Origin of the sequence: Mycolicibacter senuensis, from assembly GCF_002101885.1 — a bacterium.
Lineage (GTDB): Bacteria > Actinomycetota > Actinomycetes > Mycobacteriales > Mycobacteriaceae > Mycobacterium > Mycobacterium senuense.
Window position 1 is genome coordinate 93097 of record NZ_LQPS01000035.1, and the last position, 17366, is coordinate 110462.

Here is a 17366-nt window from a genome sequence, read left to right on the forward strand (position 1 = left end):
CGCCGGTTTTTCTGGCATGCTGCAAGACATGACCGATCCGTCGTGGCCGCCGGGTTATCCGCCCCCGTACCCGGGCTACCCCGACGCGCTGGCGCCCTATGGTCGTGATCCGGCCACCGGGCAGCCGTACTCCGACAGGTCGAAAGTGATCGCAGCCCTGCTGCAGCTGCTGGGCTTGTTCGGCTTCCTCGGATTCGGGCGTATCTATCTGGGCCGAACCGGGCTGGGAATCGTGCAGTTACTGGGCTGTCTGCTCGTCGTCGCGGCGACGTGGGGCATCGGTATCGGCGTTCCGGCCGTCTGGGGCGTCGTCGAGGCGATTCTGATACTCGCAGGGCGGGTGCACGACAAGCAGGGCCGACCGCTGCGCGCCGGGATCTGACGTGCCAGACGGCCGCTCGCCACGCGGCTTTCGGCCGGCGCCAAGCGTTCCTGAGCGGAGCGGCTCAGCCGGCCCGACTATGCTTGGGTCGTGAATCGACGCGGCAAGATCGTCTGTACTCTCGGTCCAGCGACCCACTCCGCGGAGATGGTCAGGGCATTGGTCGACGCGGGCATGGATGTGGCCCGGCTGAACTTCAGCCACGGCGACCACAAGGACCATCAGGCCTCGTACGAATGGGTTCGTAGCGCCTCGGACGCGACCGGGCGGGCGGTGGGCGTGCTGGCCGACCTGCAGGGACCCAAGATCCGGCTGGGACGTTTCGCCGACGGCTCGGCCTACTGGGCCAACGGGGAGACCGTCCGCATCACGGTCTCCGACTGCCCGGGCGGCCATGATCGGGTGTCCACCACCTACAAGCGCCTCGCGGCCGACGCCGAGCCCGGCGACCGTGTCCTGGTCGACGACGGCAAGGTCGGCCTGGTGGTGGAGCACATCGACGGCGAAGATGTGGTGTGCACCGTCACCGAGGGCGGCACGGTCAGCAACCACAAGGGCATCTCGCTGCCCGGCATGAAGGTCTCCGCACCCGCGCTGTCCGAGAAGGACATCGAAGACCTCGAATTCGCCCTGGACCTCGGCGTCGACATGGTGGCGCTGTCCTTCGTGCGCTCGCCGTCGGATGTGGAGTTGGTGCACGAGGTGATGGACCGGGTCGGTCGCCGGGTCCCGGTGATCGCCAAGCTGGAGAAACCGGAGGCGATCGAGAACCTCGAGGCCGTGGTGCTGGCGTTCGACGCGGTGATGGTGGCCCGCGGTGACCTGGGGGTGGAGCTGGCGCTCGAAGAAGTCCCGTTGGTGCAGAAGCGCGCCATTCAGGTGGCGCGCGAGAACGCCCGCCCGGTGATCGTCGCGACCCAGATGCTGGAGTCGATGATCTCCAACTTCCGGCCCACCCGCGCCGAGGCGTCCGACGTGGCCAATGCGGTGCTCGACGGCGCCGATGCGGTGATGCTGTCCGGTGAGACGGCCGTCGGCAAATTCGCCCTGGAGGCGGTGCGGACGATGAGCCGGATCGTGTGCGCGGTAGAGGAGAATTCCACTGCGGCACCGCCGTTGTCGCATGTGCCGCGTACCAAGCGCGGGGTGATCTCCTATGCGGCGCGCGAGATCGGCGAGCGCCTCGACGCCAAGGCGCTGGTGGCGTTCACCCAGTCCGGTGACACCGTTCGCCGGCTGGCCCGGTTGCACACCCCACTGCCGTTGCTGGCTTTCACCGCGCTTCCCGAGATTCGTAGCCAGCTCGCAATGACCTGGGGCACTGAGACTTTCATCGTTCCGCAGATGCAGTCGACCGATGGGATGATCCGTCAGGTCGACAAGGCACTGCTGGAGATGTGCCGTTACAAGCGCGGTGACCTGGTGGTGATCGTCGCGGGCACCCCGCCGGGCACCGTCGGCTCGACCAACCTGATCCACGTGCACCGGATCGGGGAGGACGACGTCTAGTGCCGACCGAGTCGAACACGGACTTCCAGGAGCTGTTGGCCGTCCTGGATCTCAAGGCCAGCGAACCCGACGTGTTCACCGGATCGCACCCCAGCAAGACGCCGCTGCGCACCTTCGGCGGACAGCTGATGGCGCAATCGTTCGTGGCCGCCAGCCGCACCGTCTCGGAGCATCTGCCGCCGGGCGCACTGTCGGTCCACTTCATCAACGGCGGGGATCCGGCCCACGACATCGAATTCCGGGTCCACCGGCTGCGCGACGAACGGCGGTTCGCCAACCGCCGGGTCGACGCGTTGCAGGGCGACACCCTGATCGCCACCGCGATGGTCTCCTATCTCTCCGGCGGCCGCGGGCTCGAACACGGCGTGGAAGCGCCGGCGGTCGCCGATCCGGAGACGCTGCCCCGGGTCCGAAAACTCCTGGAGGGATATGAGGAGGTCGTGCCCGGCTTCGTCAATGCGCCGCACCCGGTCGACTGGCGCTACACCAACGATCCCGCCTGGGTGATGCGCGACAAGGGTGGGCAACTCGGCCATAACCGGGTCTGGATGAAGGCCGATGGGGTTTTGCCCGAGGATCCGGTGCTGCACACCGCCCTGATGGTGTACTCGTCGGACACCACCGTGCTCGACTCGATCATCACCAGCCATGGGCTGTCATGGGGCTTCGACCGGATCTTCGCCGCGAGTGCCAACCACACCCTGTGGTTCCACCGGCCGGTCCGGTTCGACGACTGGGTGCTCTACGCGACGTCATCGCCGGTGGCGGCGGACTCCCGCGGATTGGGCGCCGGACACTTCTTCGACCGGTCCGGGCAGGTGATCGCCACCGTCACCCAGGAGGGCGTCCTGATGTACTTTCCCAACGCCAAGCGCTGAGCAAAGCGGCGGCCGGCTTCGCCTCGCTTGCAGTCTTCGCTAGGCCGGCATCAGCGCCGAGTCCGAGGACTCCTGCACCATCGGGGCTTCGGCGGTGCCGAACTTGTTCTCGAAATGCTCGCGGAACCGGTCGGTGCACTGCTGTTGAGCGGCCGCGTCCGACCCCGCCTTCGTCATGCAGTCCACGTAGTCGCCGCCGCCGGCCGTCCGCCAGATGCCGACGTAGACGAAGATGCAGCCGATTCCGGCGACGACCGCCAGGGCACCGAGCACGATGCCGGAGATCGCGACCCCGCCGTTGTCGGCTTCACCGCGTTTGGCGCGGCCGCGGCCGATGAACCCGAGCACCACCGCCACGATTCCCAGCACCACACCGCCGACCACCGACAACGCGGTCACGATGCCGGCGATGGCGACCACCAGGGCGGCGATGCCCGCACCGTTGCGGGGGGCGCTGACCTGGCCGGGGGGTGGATAGCCCGGGTAGTTTCCGGGCGCCGGATATGGGTACGGGTACGCCGGCGGGGGGTAACCACCGCCGGCCGGAGGCCAGGACGGTTGAGACTCGGGCATTGCGTGCGCTCCACATCAGGGCATTCGACAGGTGTCAGCAGGGTCAGATCTCAGGGTACCCGCGTCGGCCCGTTCGGGCGCTGGAGCAGGCGGGCACCCGGCCCGGGGGACCGGGTCAGGCGGTGGCGCCCCTGCGGGAGGCCCGTCGGATGCTGACGGCGGTGATGATCTCGGCGATGCCGATGACGATCAGCCAACTGCCGACGACCAGCGCCAGGATCCACAGCGAGGTGAACGGCGCCGCCAGAGTCACCAACCCGGCCAGCAGGCTGACCACACCCATGAAGATCTGCCAGCCGCGGCCGGGCAGCGCCGGGTCGCTGATCGCGGCAACGGCGGTGGCCACACCGCGGAAGATGAAGCCGACCGCGATCCAGATGGCCAGCAGCAACACCGCGAGAGCTTCCTCGTCGGAATTGAAATGCCGGAAGCACAGTATGGCCAGGATCAGCGAAGCCGCCCCGCTGATGAAGAGCAGCACCCGCCCGCCCGCCGATATCACCGGCAGGCTGAACGCGAAAATCGTCTGTGCCACACCGGTTATCAGCAGGTAGATGCCGAACAGTACGGCCGCGGCCAGGATGGTCCGGCCAGGCCAGGCCAGGATCAGCACGCCCAACACCAAGGCCAGGACGCCGGAGATCAGCGTCGACTTCCACAGATGCGGTAGCAGCTTCGGAGCAGCGTTCGTTTCCATGCCCGGAGCATGGCACACGGGCCGCTGCCAGGGACGGATTCAGCGTGACCGGTGCGCCGCGTCCCTGGCGTAGACCTCGGCGAGGAACTGCTCGACGGCTACCGCCGTGTGCGCCGCCCGGGGTGAGCCGAAGATGTCGAACGCGTGCTGGGCCACCGGCAACTCCGCATAGACGACGGGGTTCGCGCTGACATCGCGCAGCCGGGCGGTGAAGGCGCGGGCCTGCTCGACCGGGACCAGCGAGTCGTTGCTGCCGTGCAGCACGAAAAAGGGCGGGGCGTCAGCCGAGATGTACGTCATCGACGACGCGGTGCGATAGGTATCCGGGAATCGGCGCCGGCTCTGCTTGAACACATAAGCGCTGAGCGCGGGTGTCAGCAGCGGATGCAGATCGGTGTCGCCGGTGAAGTCGTAGACGCCGTAGAAGGGAACCGCCGCGCGCACACTGGTGTCGGCATCGGCGAAGCCCGGCTGGAACTGCGGGTCGCCCGCGGTCAGTGCGGTCAGCGAGCACAGGTGCCCACCCGCCGAACCGCCGGTGACCGCGACCCAGTCCGGGTCGCCGCCGTAGTCGGCGATGTGGGCTTTGGTCCAGGCCAGGGCACGCTTGACGTCGATGATGTGATCCGGCCAGGTCGAGCGCGGGCTGAGCCGGTAGTTGATCGACACACACACCCAGCCCCGTTCGACCAGATGGCTCATCAGCGGATGCGCCTGGCCGCGTTTGCTTCCCACCATCCAGGCGCCGCCGGGCACCTGCAGCAGCACCGGAGCGCGGCCGTCGTGGGGCAGGTCGCGATGCCGCCATATGTCGAGGGTGTTGCGGCCACCGTATTCGCCGTAGGGGATATCGGCGTCGGTGGCGTAGTCGCGGTAGGCCCGCATCATGCGGACCAGGCCGGGCGCTTTGGCGATCTCGCCGTCGGGTCCCGGACTCTTCCAGAGCTCACGGCCGTCGGTGCGCCGGTCCGCACCGAGCTCGGCATCCAGGGCCGCGGTCAGGGGCCGATCCGCGGTGCGTCCGAGATGGTTGAGCCCGAGCAGGCCCAGCCACGACAGCACCGACACCAACCAGCTGAACCGCCGCGCCCGGGGCGGCAACCACCGCGACACCGCTGCCAGCGCCGCGGACTGCCCGGCCAGCAGTTGCAGCGGGAGTTCCGAGGCGAACACGCCGAACGCGAACGCATACAGCGACGGATAGCCGTGCTTGCTAAGCGGGCGGTAGCCATTGAGCGTGGTGGCGAGCCCGGCCAGCGAGCCGAGCACAGCCAGAAGCCTCGTCATTGCGCTCCTTCGCGTGGGGGACAACCCTCCGGCACCCTACCGAAACCGGTCGAGTCGCCCCGTCAGTGCGCAGGCACCGACAGTGAGCGCGACGCCGGACCGCGGGAGGCCGGCGGGTGGGCACCGACCAGGAACCAGGTGTGCATGACGCCTTTGCCCTTGACCTCGACGTCGCCGCGCTCCTCGAACACGAACTCGCTGCTCAACCGCTCGTAGACGTCCTGCGGAACCTGGACACGGTCCGCTACGCCGGTCGACTCCATCCGGGAGGCGAGGTTGACCGCGTCCCCCCACACGTCGTAGAAGAAGCGGCGGTTTCCGACCACACCGGCGACGACCGGGCCGGCGGCCAGACCGATCCGCAGCGACACCGGCCGGCCCAGCGGATCCCGCAGTGCGGCGATGGTGTCGGCGATGTCCAGTGCCAGCCGCGCCAGCGCGTGCAGATGATCGGGCCGCGGGTCGGGGACTCCGCTGACCACCATGTAGGAATCACCGCTGGTCTTGATCTTCTCCAGCCCGTGCCGCTCGACGAGCCGGTCGAGGCCGGTATAGAGCTCATTGAGGAATTCGACGAGCTGCCCCGGGTCGGTTTGGCTGGCCCGCCGGGTGAAGTCGGCGATATCGGCGAACAGCACCGAGGCATCGGGGTAGCTGTCGGCGATGACGTCGACCGCCGGGTTCTTCAGCCGGTCGGCGACGGCCGTGGGCAGGATATTGGCCAGCAGCGCTTCGGAACGCTCGTATTCAGCCTCCATCGCCGCTTCGGCGTGGGCGATCTCGCGCAGCGCGTACCAGATGGTGGCGACCACCATGAAGCAGGCCGAGACGACCACCAGCACGAAGGACAGGTCGCGGAGCCAGCCCGGCTGATCCAGCTTGTAGGTAGGAACCAGGAACTGCAGGGCGATCGTCAGCGCGGCGCCGACGCCTGCTACCACGGCGGCCAGCTTGATCCGGTCCACGCCGAGAATGAGCAAGCTGATCGACGCCGAGGCCAGGAAGTAGAACTGGATGCCCGACCCGGTGCCGACCACCCAGCAAATTACGAACGTCGTCAGGTAGGCGATCCCGACGAACGTCAGCGGCGCGATGAGTTCGCCGTAGCGGTAGAGCATCGGGGTGAAGACGAAGGCGGCGGCGGCGACCAGATTCATCGCACCGATCCACCAGTAGGTTGGGGCGGCCCAGATCTCCAGCATCCCGAAGCCCGCGCTGATGATCGCGGCGAGGCCGGCGGAGACCTTGAGGATCCGCAGTCGCTGCGACAGCCGCGCCGCGTAGTGGCGGGTGCGCGCCGGCATGCAGTGCCAGTGCCGGTCGGGAGGCCTCGACTCCGCCGACACCGCGAGAAACCGCTTGACGGTCACCTTCAACAGCCTAATCCCGTGAGCAGCGGCGCTGGGCTTTCCTTCGGCGGCTAGGGTCACCGAGCATGGTGCTGCGTTCCATCGCGCTGTTCGTGCTGGCCGCCGTCGCGGAGATCGGCGGCGCCTGGCTGGTGTGGCAGGGGGTGCGTGAGCACCGTGGTCTGCTGTGGGCCGGGGCCGGTGTGATCGCCCTGGGCTTGTACGGCTTTGTGGCGACGCTGCAGCCCGACGCTCACTTCGGCCGGATCCTGGCCGCCTACGGCGGGGTGTTCGTCGCGGGCTCATTGGCCTGGGGCATGGCCTTCGACGGGTTCCGGCCCGACCGCGCCGATGTCCTCGGCGCGCTGATCTGCCTGATCGGGGTGAGCGTGATCATGTACGCGCCCCGCTGAGCGGTTCCGCGTCAGCAGGCGAGCGGGCGGATCGGCGGTCGGTGATCGGGTGTTTCTCGGTGCCCTCGGTGAGATTCGAACTCACACTGTACGGGTTTTGAATCCGTTTCCTCTGCCAGTTGGGATACGAGGGCCGAGCGCCTGTCGCGCGGGTCTCCACGATAGACGATGCCCCGAAGGGTTGCCGCCGCCGGCAGGCGCGACAGAATGGGGTGATGACTGCGTCGACATCCGAGGGCGGCCCGCGTCCTGCCCGCCGGGTCCTGATCGCCGAGGACGAAGCGCTGATCCGGCTCGACCTCGCCGAAATGCTGCGGGAAGAGGGCTATGAGGTGGTCGGTGAGGCCGGCGACGGCCAGGAGGCCGTCGAGCTGGCGGAGCTGCTGCGCCCCGATCTGGTGATCATCGACGTCAAGATGCCGCGCCGCGACGGCATCGACGCGGCCTCGGAGATCGCCGGAAAACGCATCGCGCCGATCGTCATGCTCACCGCGTTCAGCCAGCGCGACCTGGTGGAGCGGGCCCGCGACGCCGGGGCGATGGCCTATCTGGTCAAACCGTTCTCGGCCGGGGACCTGGTGCCCGCCATCGAGCTGGCGGTCAGCCGCTCGGAGGAGATCACCGCGCTGGAACGCGAAGTCAGCAGCCTGTCGGAGCAACTCGAGACCCGCAAGCTCATCGAGCGCGCCAAGGGACTGCTGCAGACCAAGCAGGGCCTGAGCGAGCCGGACGCGTTCCGGTGGATTCAGCGGGCGGCGATGGACAAGCGGACCACGATGCGCCAGGTGGCCGAGGTGGTGCTGGAAACCCTCGACACTGCGGCGAACCCCCCGGCCTGAGCACCGTTGCCCCGGTTCAACCAGTAGTCTCGATGACGTGCAGCGCAGAATCATGGGCATCGAGACCGAGTTCGGTGTCACCTGCACCTTCCACGGCCACCGCCGACTGTCACCCGACGAGGTGGCGCGGTACCTGTTCCGCCGGGTGGTGTCCTGGGGCCGCAGTTCGAATGTGTTCCTGCGCAACGGCGCTCGGTTGTACCTGGACGTGGGCAGTCATCCGGAGTACGCCACCGCCGAATGCGACAGCCTGGTCCAGCTGGTCACCCACGACCGGGCCGGCGAACGGGTGCTCGAAGATCTGCTGATCGACGCCGAGCAGCGGCTGGCCGATGAGGGGATCGGCGGCGACATCTACCTGTTCAAAAACAACACCGACTCGGCGGGCAACTCCTACGGCTGCCACGAGAACTACCTGATCGTCCGCGCCGGGGAGTTCTCCCGGATCTCCGACGTGCTGCTGCCGTTCCTGGTGACCCGCCAACTGATCTGCGGCGCCGGCAAGGTGCTGCAGACCCCCAAAGCCGCCACCTTCTGCCTGTCGCAGCGCGCCGAGCACATCTGGGAGGGCGTGTCGAGCGCCACGACCCGATCGCGTCCCATCATCAACACCCGCGACGAGCCGCACGCCGACGCCGAGAAGTACCGCCGGCTGCACGTCATCGTCGGGGACTCCAACATGTCCGAGACCTCCACCCTGCTCAAGGTGGGCAGCGCGGCACTGGTGCTGGAGATGATCGAGGCGGGGGTGCCCTTCCGCGACTTCTCGCTGGACAACCCGATCCGGGCGATCCGCGAGGTCAGCCACGACGTCACCGGCCGACGCCCGGTGCGGCTGGCCGGCGGGCGCCAGGCCGGCGCGCTGGACATCCAGCGCGAGTACTACGGGCGGGCGGTGGACTACGTACAGACGCGGGCCAGCAACCCGCAGCTCGCGCAGGTCATCGACCTGTGGGGCCGCCAGCTCGACGCCGTCGAAACCCAGGATTTCGCCAAGGTGGACACCGAGATCGACTGGGTGATCAAACGAAAGCTGTTCCAGCGCTACCAGGATCGCTACGACATGGAGCTGTCCGATCCGAAGATCGCGCAGCTGGACCTGGCCTATCACGACATCAAGCGGGGCCGCGGGGTGTTCGATCTGCTGCAGCGCAAGGGGCTGGCCGCCCGGGTCACCACCGACGAGGAGGTCGACGAGGCGGTCGACACGCCGCCGCAGACCACCCGCGCCAAGCTGCGCGGCGAATTCATCAGTGCCGCACAGGCCGCCGGCCGGGACTTCACCGTCGACTGGGTGCACCTCAAGCTCAACGATCAGGCCCAGCGCACCGTGCTGTGCAAGGACCCGTTCCGGTCGGTCGACGAGCGGGTCAAGCGCCTGATCGCCAGCATGTAGCACCCACTTCCGACCGACCCGCCCGCCGCCAACGCCTATCCTCCTTGCATGGCGACTGCCAAAGTCGAACGACTACTGAACCTGGTCATCGCACTGCTGTCCACGCGCGGTTATCTCACCGCGGAGAAGATCCGCGCCACCGTGATCGGCTACGGTGAAAGCCCCAGCGACGAAGCGTTCTCCCGGATGTTCGAGCGGGACAAGAACGAGCTGCGGGATCTGGGCATTCCGCTGGAAACCGGGAAGGCTTCGGTGTTCGACACGGTCGACGGCTACCGCATCAACCCCGATGCTTACGCGCTGCCCGCCATCGAGCTCACCACGGAGGAGGCCGCCGCCGTTGCCGTGGCGGTCCAGCTGTGGCAGTCGCCCCAGCTACGGGCCAACGCCCAGGGGGCGGTGGCCAAACTGCACGCCGCCGGTGTCGAGGTGGACCCGGCGCGCGCCGACGTACTGGTGGCGCCCCCGGCGGCGCTCCCGGGCATCCACCGAGCCGAGCCGGCGCTGGGCGCCCTGATGGACGCCGTGCAGGCGGGGCAGGCCGTGCAGTTCGGCCACCGCCCGTCGCCGGTTGATCCGTACGTCACCCGCACCGTCGAGCCGTGGGGGGTGGTGACCCACGGCGGCCGCTGGTACCTGGTGGGCCATGACCGCGACCGCGATGCGGTACGCACCTTCCGGATGTCACGGATCGCCGACGAGGTCACCTCGATCGGGCCGCCGGGCTCGGTCACCCGCCCCGACACCGCCGACCTGCGCGCGATCGTCGCCGAGGCGGTCGGCGAAGCCCCGAGCGGGCTGCAGGCCCGGATCTGGGTCGCCGACGGTCGGGCGGTGGCACTGCGCCGGGCCGGCACGGTGCTCGAGCGCCACACCCTGGCCGGCCGCGACGGCGACATCGTCGGCGTCGACATCGGCACCCACGACCGGCTGGCCCGCGACATCGCCGGGCACGGCGCCGACGCCGTCGTGCTGGATCCGCCGTCACTGCGCGACGACGTGGTGGCCCGGCTGACCGCCAGCGCCCAGGGGGTGCTCGCGTGAGCCAACTGTCCAAGCGGCTGGTCCGGCTGCTGAACATGGTGCCGTATCTGCAGGCGCGTCCGGGTATCACCAAGAAGCAGGCCGCCGCCGAGCTCGGCGTGAGCCTGACGCAGCTGCAGGCCGACCTGCATCAGCTGGTGATGTGCGGCATGCCCGGTTACGGGCCGGGCGAGCTGATCGACGTGACGTTCTACGACGACCGCCTCGACGTCCACGAGACCGCGGGCGTGGACCGGCCGTTGCGCCTGACGTCGCCGGAGGCCACCGCCATGCTGATGGCGCTGCGGGCGCTGGTCGACATGCCCGGCATCGTCGACCCCCGAGCGGCGCGCAGCGCGATCGCCAAGATCGAGAACGCCGCCGGCCAGGCCGCCCACCGGGCACCCGAAGCCGCGGAAGATGACGACCCGGTCGCCGGCGTCGTCCGCGACGGTGTGCACCGTCACCGGGCTATCAGCATCGACTACTACGCCGCCTCCCGGGACACCTCGTCGCGCCGGGTCGTCGACCCCATCCGGGTGGTGTTGATCGCCAACCACAGCTACCTGGAGGCCTGGTGCCGCGACTCCGCCGGCGTGCGGTTGTTCCGCTTCGACCGCATCGACGACGCCGAGCTGCTCGACGAACCCTCGGCGCCGCCGGAACCGGCACGCCAGGCCGAGACCGACACCTCGCTGTTCGACGCCGACCCGTCCCTGCCGGTCGCCACCGTGCGGGTGGCGCCCGCGGCGGCCTGGATGTTCGAGTACTACCCGATGCGCCTGATCGGTGAGTCGGCCGACGGCTGGCGGGAAGCGGAGATGACCTACGCATCCGACGAGTGGCTGACGCGGCTGCTGCTGGGCATGGGCGACGAGGTGCAGATCGTGGCGCCCGCATCGGTGGTCGACCGGGTGCGCGACGCCGCGACCGCCGCGCTGGCGGCCTATGGGAAAGTAGGCGCGTGACCGCATTCAACGCCGGAATCCTGATGGCCGATATCGTCTTCCTGGCCGTGGTGATCGGTGTGGTGGCGGCCATCGTTTTCCTGGTCAAGGCCAAGTCGAAGCCGGCGAGCCAACCGCCGGTGCCCCCGAATTGGTATCCCGATCCCGTCGACCCGGAACTGCTCCGCTATTTCGACGGTCAGAGCTGGACCGGGGCCACCCGCCCGCGGCGTGCGCTGCCGGAATCCTGAGCTGCGGTAGCATCGAGGCGACGTCTGGAGGTAGGCAAAGTGAACGCTTTAGCACCGTCTCACCTGGCGATCCTCGCCGTCGCCGTGATCATCTTGTTCGGCGCCAAGCGACTGCCCGACGCGGCGCGCTCGCTCGGTAAGTCGATGCGCATCTTCAAGTCCGAGGTTCGCGAACTGCAGAACGAGGCCAAGCCGGATTCGACCGCCACGTCGACCACCGTCTCCTCCGAGCGGGTCGACCCGCCGGCGGCCGGTGGCCACTCGGCGTAGCCCGGCCTCCCGTCGCGGCATCCGCGTCTGATCCACTGTGCCCACGCTCGGAGCTCTGCGGCGGCTGGACCCGCGGCTGCGTCGCAGCCGTACCAATCCCGACGGGACGATGTCGCTCGTCGACCACCTGCGTGAGCTGCGCACCCGGCTGCTGATCTCCCTCGCCGCGATCGTGGTGACCACGATCATCGGCTTCGTGTGGTACGGCCGGCCGTTGTTCGGGCTGGAGAGTCTCGGTGAGTGGCTGCGCCACCCGTACTGCGAGCTGCCGGCCTCCTCGCGCGCCGCGATCGCCCCCGACGGGCAGTGTCGCTTGCTGGCCACCGCGCCCTTCGACCAGTTCATGCTGCGCCTCAAGGTGGGGTTGGCCGCCGGAGTCGTGCTGGCCTGTCCGGTCTGGTTCTACCAGTTGTGGGCGTTCATCACGCCGGGCCTCTACCGCAAGGAGCGGCGCTTCGCGGTGGTGTTCGTCGTGTCGGCGGCGGTGCTGTTCGTCACCGGCGCCATCCTGGCCTATCTGGTGTTGTCCAAGGCGCTGGGTTTTCTGCTCACCGTGGGCAGCGATGTGCAGGTGACCGCCCTGTCCGGTGACCGCTATTTCGGCTTCCTGCTCAACCTGCTGGTGGTGTTCGGCATCAGCTTCGAGTTCCCGCTGCTGATCGTCATGCTCAACCAGGTCGGGGTCCTGAGTTACGCCCGGTTGAAGGAGTGGCGACGCGGCCTGATCTTCGCGATGTTCGTGTTCGCCGCTTTCTTCACCCCCGGGTCGGACCCGTTCTCGATGATCGTGCTCGGCTGCACGCTGAGCCTGCTGCAGGAGTTCGCCATCCAGATCGCCCGGTTGCACGACAGACGCAAGGCCCGGCGGGAGGCCACCACGCAGCTACCCGACGAAGAAGCCTCGCCCCTCGAGGCGCCGGCACCCGTGACAGCCCCGCATGAGTAGTCCTCCCGCAACCCCCGGCGCCAGTGAGCTCGAGCGGTTCACCGCGGAACTGCCGTTCGGGCTGGACGACTTTCAGCGCCGGGCGTGCCAGGCGCTGGCGGACGGTCGGGGAGTGCTGGTCTGCGCACCGACCGGTGCGGGCAAGACCGTCGTCGGCGAGTTCGCGGTGCATCTGGCCCTGGCCGCCGGCGGAAAGTGTTTCTACACCACCCCGATCAAGGCGCTGAGCAATCAGAAGCACACCGATTTGGTGGCCCGCTACGGCAAGGGCCGGGTGGGTCTGCTGACCGGCGATCTCTCCGTCAACGCCAACGCGCCGGTGGTGGTGATGACCACCGAGGTGTTGCGCAACATGCTGTATGCGGATTCACCTGCGCTGCAAGGGCTTTCCCATGTCGTCATGGACGAGGTGCACTTCCTGGCCGACCGGATGCGAGGCGCGGTCTGGGAAGAGGTCATCCTGCACCTGGCCGAGGAGGTGCGGTTGGTCAGCCTCTCGGCGACGGTGAGCAACGCCGAGGAGTTCGGCGGCTGGATCCAGACGGTGCGCGGGGACACCACGGTCGTCGTCGACGAGCACCGCCCGGTGCCGCTGTGGCAGCACATGATGGTCGGCAAACGGCTCTTCGACCTGTTCGAATCCGGGCCCGACACCGACGAGAAGGGAACTGCGGGACGGCCTCGCGTCGACCCACAACTGCTGCGGCACATCGCACATCGTCGCGAAGCCGACCGGCTCACCGACTGGCCGCCGCGCCGCCACTCCGGCAGGGGAGGCCCCGGCCGGCCGAGCTACCGGCCGCCGATGCGCCCCGATGTGATCGCGGTGCTCGATTCGGCCGGCCTGCTGCCGGTGATCACCTTCGTGTTCTCCCGGGTCGGCTGCGATGCCGCCGTCAAACAGTGTCTGCGTTCACCGCTGCGGCTGACCACCGAGTCGGAACGGGCCCGCATCGCCGAAGTGATCGACCACCGCTGCGGGGACCTCGCCGACGACGACCTGGACGTGCTGGGCTACTACGAATGGCGGGAGGGGCTGCTGCGCGGGCTGGCCGGCCACCACGCCGGGCTGCTGCCGGTGTTTCGCCACACCGTCGAAGAGCTGTTCGCCGCGGGTCTGGTCAAGGCCGTGTTCGCCACCGAAACCCTGGCGCTGGGCATCAACATGCCGGCCCGCACCGTGGTGCTCGAGCGGTTGGTCAAGTTCAACGGGGAACAACATGCCGCCCTGACACCGGGCGAGTACACCCAGTTGACCGGCCGGGCCGGCCGGCGCGGCATCGACGTCGAGGGCCACGCGGTGGTGTTGTGGCATCCGGGGGAGAGCACCGCCGAGCCCGACCAGGTGGCCGGGCTGGCCTCCACCCGTACCTTCCCGTTGCGCAGTTCCTTCGCGCCGTCGTACAACATGACGATCAACCTGGTCCAGCGGATGGGCCCCGAGCAGGCCCACCGGCTGTTGGAACAGTCGTTCGCCCAGTATCAGGCCGACCGCTCCGTCGTCGGCCTGGTGCGCGGCGTCGAACGCGGCGAACGCAGCCTCGACGAGATCGCCGCCGAAATCGGCGGCCGCGATTCGCCGGTACTCGACTATGCCCGGTTGCGGGCGCAGATCTCCGAACGGGAACGGGCCCAGGCGCGCGCCTCACGGCTGCAACGCCGTCGGGCCGCCAGTGACGCGCTGGCCGCGCTGCGCAAGGGCGACATCATCACGCTCGCCCATGGCCGGCGCGGTGGACTGGCGGTGGTGCTGCAGTCCGATCGGGATTCGGACGAGCCGCGGCCACTGGTGCTCACCGAGCATCGCTGGGCGGGCCGGATCTCCTCGGCGGACTACTCCGGCGCCGAGGGGCCGATCGGCACCATGAGCCTGCCCAAGCGGGTGGAGCACCGCCAACCGCGGGTCCGCCGCGATCTGGCCTCGGCGTTGCGGTCCGCGGCGGCCGGCCTGGCGGTGCCCCAACACAGCGGCAGGCGCCGCGGTGGCCAGCCCGACGCCCCGGCCGACCCGGAACTGGCCGCCCTGCGGCAGCGGATGCGTGACCATCCCAGCCACGGCGACGCCGACCGCGAGGTCAAAGTGCGCACCGCCGAGCGCTACCTGCGCGTGGAGGCCGACAATGCGCAATTGCGCAAGAAGGTCGACGCGGCCACCAACTCGCTGGCCCGTACCTTCGACCGGATCGTCGGGTTGCTGGCCGAACGGGGTTTCATCGCGATCGGTGACGGCGATCCGAACGTCACGACCGACGGCCGGATGCTGGCCCGGATCTACAGCGAGAGCGACCTTTTGGTCGCCGAATGCCTGCGCACCGGCGCCTGGGACGGGTTGGGCCCCGCCGAACTGGCCGCAGTGGTCTCCGCGGTGCTCTACGAGTCACGCGGCGGCCAGGATTCCGGCGGGCCGGCCGGCTTCTCGCCCCTGCAGCCGCCCACCGAGCCGGTGCGCCGCGCGCTGCATCACACCCGCAGGCTCTCGGCGTCGCTGCGGGCCGACGAGCGCCGTCACCGGATCAATCCCAGCCGCGAGCCCGATGAAGGCTTCGTCGCCGCGATGTACCGCTGGGCCCGCACCGGCGACCTGGCGTCGGCATTGGACGCCTCGGAAGGATTGGGGGCCGGCTCGACCGCGCCGTTGTCGGCGGGGGACTTCGTGCGCTGGTGCCGTCAGGTGCTCGACCTGCTGGATCAGCTGCGCAATGCCGCTCCCGGCGCCGAGTTGCGGACGACCGCAAAACAGGCGATCGACACGGTTTTACGCGGCGTCGTCGCCGTTGACGCCGGGTAGGCTGGTCCGGGCGCTACGGTGGAGAGCCGGCGGTGATCAGCACCCGCTACGTGAGAGGACTTGGGGAACAACGATGAGCGGACCGCAGGGATACGACCCGACGCAGCCGTGGCAGCCTCAGCAGCCCGGGCAGCCCGAAGAGCAGCCGGGCACCGGACAGGGGCCGGCCGCCGGCGCCGAGCAGCAGTGGCAGCAGCCGGCCTACACGCCGTCGCAGTACCCGCAGTCCTACCCGTCGGCGCCGCAGTATCCCGGCTACCCGCAGCCCGAGCAGTACGGCCAGCCCGGCGGTTACGGCCAGCCCACCCCGTACGGCCAGCCCGGCGGTTACGGCCAGCCGGGACAGTACGGCCAGCCCGGCGGTTACGGTCAGCCGGGACAGTACGGTCAACCCGGCCAGTACGGTCAGTACCCGCAGCAGCCGGGCCAGTTCGGTCAGCCCGGCTCCGGCGGCAAGCGCCCGAATGCGTTGGTGGGCACCGTGCTCGCCGCGTGCTTGGGGATCGCCGCCCTGGTGGTGCTGGTGCTGGGCTTCTGGAAGCCGGGGTTCTTCGTCACCACCAAACTCGATATCGACAAGGCGCAGCAGGGCGTGCAGCAGATCCTGGCCGACCAGACCAACGGCTACGGCGCCAAGAACGTCAAGGACGTGCGCTGCAACAACGGTCAGAGCCCGGTGGTCAAGCAAGGCGACACGTTCAACTGCGAGGTCAGTATCGACGGGACCAAACGCCAGGTGACCGTCACCTTCCAGGACAACTCCGGCACCTACGAGGTCGGCCGGCCCAAGTAGTCCCGGCTGGGACCGCCGCATCAACCCGGCTCAGTCCGGCAGCGTGTCCAGGGCCCGCTGCAGCCGGGCTATCGATGACCCGACACCGAGACGGTCCGCCAGCGCGGCGACCCGGGCCGGGTCGGCAGCCACCCGCGGCAGGGTGTCCGACGGCGTCGACAGCGTGACGGGTGCGTCGGTGGCCACCTGCACCACCGGGCCGGCGGCGACGATGTAGTCATGGGCCGCCAGCAGTTTCGCCCGCACGCCCTTGGCCATCGAGGAAGCCGGGTCGGCGGCAGCGGCCAGCACCGCCGCCAGCGAACCGTACTGGGCCAGCAGCCCGACCGCGGTCTTCTCGCCGACGCCGGGAACGCCGGGCAGGCCGTCGGACGGATCACCGCGCAGCAGTGCCATTTCGGCGTAGGCGGCGCCGGCGCGCGCGGCCGGCAGCCCGTAGCGCTCGGCCACCTCCGCGGGCCCGAACAGGGTGGCCCGTGCCAGCCCGCGTCCCAGGTAGAGCACCGAGACCGGTACCGGGTCGTCGGTGACCACCTGCAGCAGATCGCGGTCGCCGCTGACGACGATCACCGGGTCGCGGCGCTCGGCTGCCGCCAGCGTGCCCAGTACGTCGTCGGCCTCGAAGTCGGGCGCGCCGGCGGTGGCGATCCCGAAGGCATCGAGCAGGTCGGCGATCATGTCCACCTGGGGACTCAGCTCGTCGGGCACCTCCTCGATATCGGCGGTGTCAGCGCCTTCCGGGGCCGGTTCGGCGACGCGGTGTTCCTTGTAGGACGCGACGAGGTCGACCCGCCACTGCGGGCGCCAGTCCAGATCCAGGCAGACCACCAGCCGGCCGGGTTCGTGTCGGGTGATCAGGGTGGTTACCGAGTCGAAGAATCCGCGTACCGCGTTCACCGGCCGGCCGTCGGGCGCGGTGATCGAGGACGGGACGCCGAAGTAGGACCGGAACCACATACTGGCACCGTCGAGCAACAGCACGGGAGCAGGCATGAGTGCCAGCTTATTTGCGGCCGGTTAGCCTG

The 17366-nt window shown here is 69.1% G+C and carries 18 protein-coding genes and 1 tRNA gene; 13 read left to right on the forward strand and 6 right to left on the reverse strand.

The window, feature by feature from the left end; genetic code table 11:
* Positions 1 to 16 precede the first annotated feature (16 nt).
* From AWC24_RS10215 to AWC24_RS10225, 3 genes are all read left to right on the forward strand, one after another.
* Positions 17 to 382: an NINE protein gene (locus tag AWC24_RS10215; protein WP_085084550.1), complete on the forward strand. Its 366-nt coding sequence runs from the start codon at positions 17 to 19 to the stop codon at positions 380 to 382.
* A gap of 90 nt (positions 383 to 472) precedes the next feature.
* Positions 473 to 1891, forward strand: a complete 1419-nt coding sequence (pyk, locus tag AWC24_RS10220; protein WP_085084552.1) for a pyruvate kinase — start codon at positions 473 to 475, stop codon at positions 1889 to 1891.
* A complete protein-coding gene (locus AWC24_RS10225; protein ID WP_085084553.1) occupies positions 1891 to 2769 on the forward strand; it encodes an acyl-CoA thioesterase II in 879 nt (292 codons plus the stop codon). Before pyk ends, AWC24_RS10225 begins: the two co-directional genes overlap by 1 nt.
* A 39-nt stretch (positions 2770 to 2808) precedes the next feature.
* On the opposite strand, the gene AWC24_RS10230 is transcribed toward AWC24_RS10225, so the two are convergent.
* The 4 genes from AWC24_RS10230 to AWC24_RS10245 form a co-directional block, all read right to left on the reverse strand.
* Positions 2809 to 3342, reverse strand: a complete 534-nt coding sequence (locus AWC24_RS10230; RefSeq protein ID WP_085084555.1) for a DUF4190 domain-containing protein — start codon at positions 3340 to 3342, stop codon at positions 2809 to 2811.
* Positions 3343 to 3457: 115 nt separating this feature from the next.
* Complete coding sequence (locus tag AWC24_RS10235; protein WP_407663420.1) at positions 3458 to 4057, reverse strand: HdeD family acid-resistance protein; 600 nt, start codon at positions 4055 to 4057, stop codon at positions 3458 to 3460.
* Positions 4058 to 4078: 21 nt separating this feature from the next.
* Positions 4079 to 5326, reverse strand: a complete 1248-nt coding sequence (locus AWC24_RS10240; protein WP_085084559.1) for an alpha/beta hydrolase — start codon at positions 5324 to 5326, stop codon at positions 4079 to 4081.
* 62 nt (positions 5327 to 5388) lie between these two features.
* On the reverse strand, positions 5389 to 6696 hold the full coding sequence (locus AWC24_RS10245; protein WP_174813609.1) for an adenylate/guanylate cyclase domain-containing protein: 1308 nt from the start codon (positions 6694 to 6696) through the stop codon (positions 5389 to 5391).
* Positions 6697 to 6761: 65 nt separating this feature from the next.
* Here AWC24_RS10245 and AWC24_RS10250 point away from each other — a divergent pair, with 65 nt between their 5' ends.
* Positions 6762 to 7088 carry a YnfA family protein gene (locus AWC24_RS10250; RefSeq protein WP_085084563.1) on the forward strand — a complete coding sequence of 109 codons (327 nt, stop codon included), beginning with the start codon at positions 6762 to 6764 and terminating at the stop codon, positions 7086 to 7088.
* Between the two features lie 60 nt (positions 7089 to 7148).
* Here AWC24_RS10250 and AWC24_RS10255 read toward each other — a convergent pair.
* Positions 7149 to 7222 (reverse strand) — tRNA-Leu (locus AWC24_RS10255).
* A gap of 81 nt (positions 7223 to 7303) precedes the next feature.
* Here AWC24_RS10255 and AWC24_RS10260 point away from each other — a divergent pair.
* The 9 genes from AWC24_RS10260 (at position 7304) to AWC24_RS10300 (ending at position 16341) form a co-directional block, all read left to right on the forward strand.
* Positions 7304 to 7927 (forward strand): two-component system response regulator PdtaR, encoded by a 624-nt coding sequence (locus AWC24_RS10260; protein ID WP_085084565.1) that lies wholly within the window; start codon positions 7304 to 7306, stop codon positions 7925 to 7927.
* Positions 7928 to 7964: 37 nt separating this feature from the next.
* Positions 7965 to 9323, forward strand: a complete 1359-nt coding sequence (pafA, locus tag AWC24_RS10265) for a Pup--protein ligase (RefSeq protein WP_109560394.1) — start codon at positions 7965 to 7967, stop codon at positions 9321 to 9323.
* Positions 9324 to 9371: 48 nt separating this feature from the next.
* Positions 9372 to 10367 (forward strand): helix-turn-helix transcriptional regulator, encoded by a 996-nt coding sequence (locus tag AWC24_RS10270; RefSeq protein ID WP_085084569.1) that lies wholly within the window; start codon positions 9372 to 9374, stop codon positions 10365 to 10367.
* Positions 10364 to 11314 (forward strand): helix-turn-helix transcriptional regulator, encoded by a 951-nt coding sequence (locus AWC24_RS10275; protein WP_085084571.1) that lies wholly within the window; start codon positions 10364 to 10366, stop codon positions 11312 to 11314. Before AWC24_RS10270 ends, AWC24_RS10275 begins: the two co-directional genes overlap by 4 nt.
* Positions 11311 to 11544 (forward strand): DUF2510 domain-containing protein, encoded by a 234-nt coding sequence (locus AWC24_RS10280; RefSeq protein WP_085084573.1) that lies wholly within the window; start codon positions 11311 to 11313, stop codon positions 11542 to 11544. Before AWC24_RS10275 ends, AWC24_RS10280 begins: the two co-directional genes overlap by 4 nt.
* Before the next feature lie 39 nt (positions 11545 to 11583).
* Positions 11584 to 11814, forward strand: a complete 231-nt coding sequence (gene tatA, locus AWC24_RS10285; protein ID WP_085084575.1) for a Sec-independent protein translocase subunit TatA — start codon at positions 11584 to 11586, stop codon at positions 11812 to 11814.
* A 109-nt stretch (positions 11815 to 11923) separates the two neighbouring features.
* Positions 11924 to 12760, forward strand: a complete 837-nt coding sequence (tatC, locus tag AWC24_RS10290) for a twin-arginine translocase subunit TatC (protein WP_234807326.1) — start codon at positions 11924 to 11926, stop codon at positions 12758 to 12760.
* On the forward strand, positions 12753 to 15548 hold the full coding sequence (locus AWC24_RS10295) for a DEAD/DEAH box helicase (RefSeq protein WP_085084579.1): 2796 nt from the start codon (positions 12753 to 12755) through the stop codon (positions 15546 to 15548). The genes tatC and AWC24_RS10295 overlap by 8 nt, the downstream gene beginning before the upstream one ends.
* A 73-nt stretch (positions 15549 to 15621) precedes the next feature.
* Positions 15622 to 16341, forward strand: a complete 720-nt coding sequence (locus tag AWC24_RS10300) for a DUF4333 domain-containing protein (protein WP_085084581.1) — start codon at positions 15622 to 15624, stop codon at positions 16339 to 16341.
* Between the two features lie 30 nt (positions 16342 to 16371).
* Here AWC24_RS10300 and AWC24_RS10305 read toward each other — a convergent pair whose 3' ends face one another.
* The gene (locus tag AWC24_RS10305; RefSeq protein WP_085084583.1) at positions 16372 to 17334 is read right to left on the reverse strand and encodes a 5'-3' exonuclease; all 963 of its coding nucleotides are present in this window, start codon (positions 17332 to 17334) and stop codon (positions 16372 to 16374) included.
* Between the last annotated feature and the right edge of the window lie 32 nt (positions 17335 to 17366).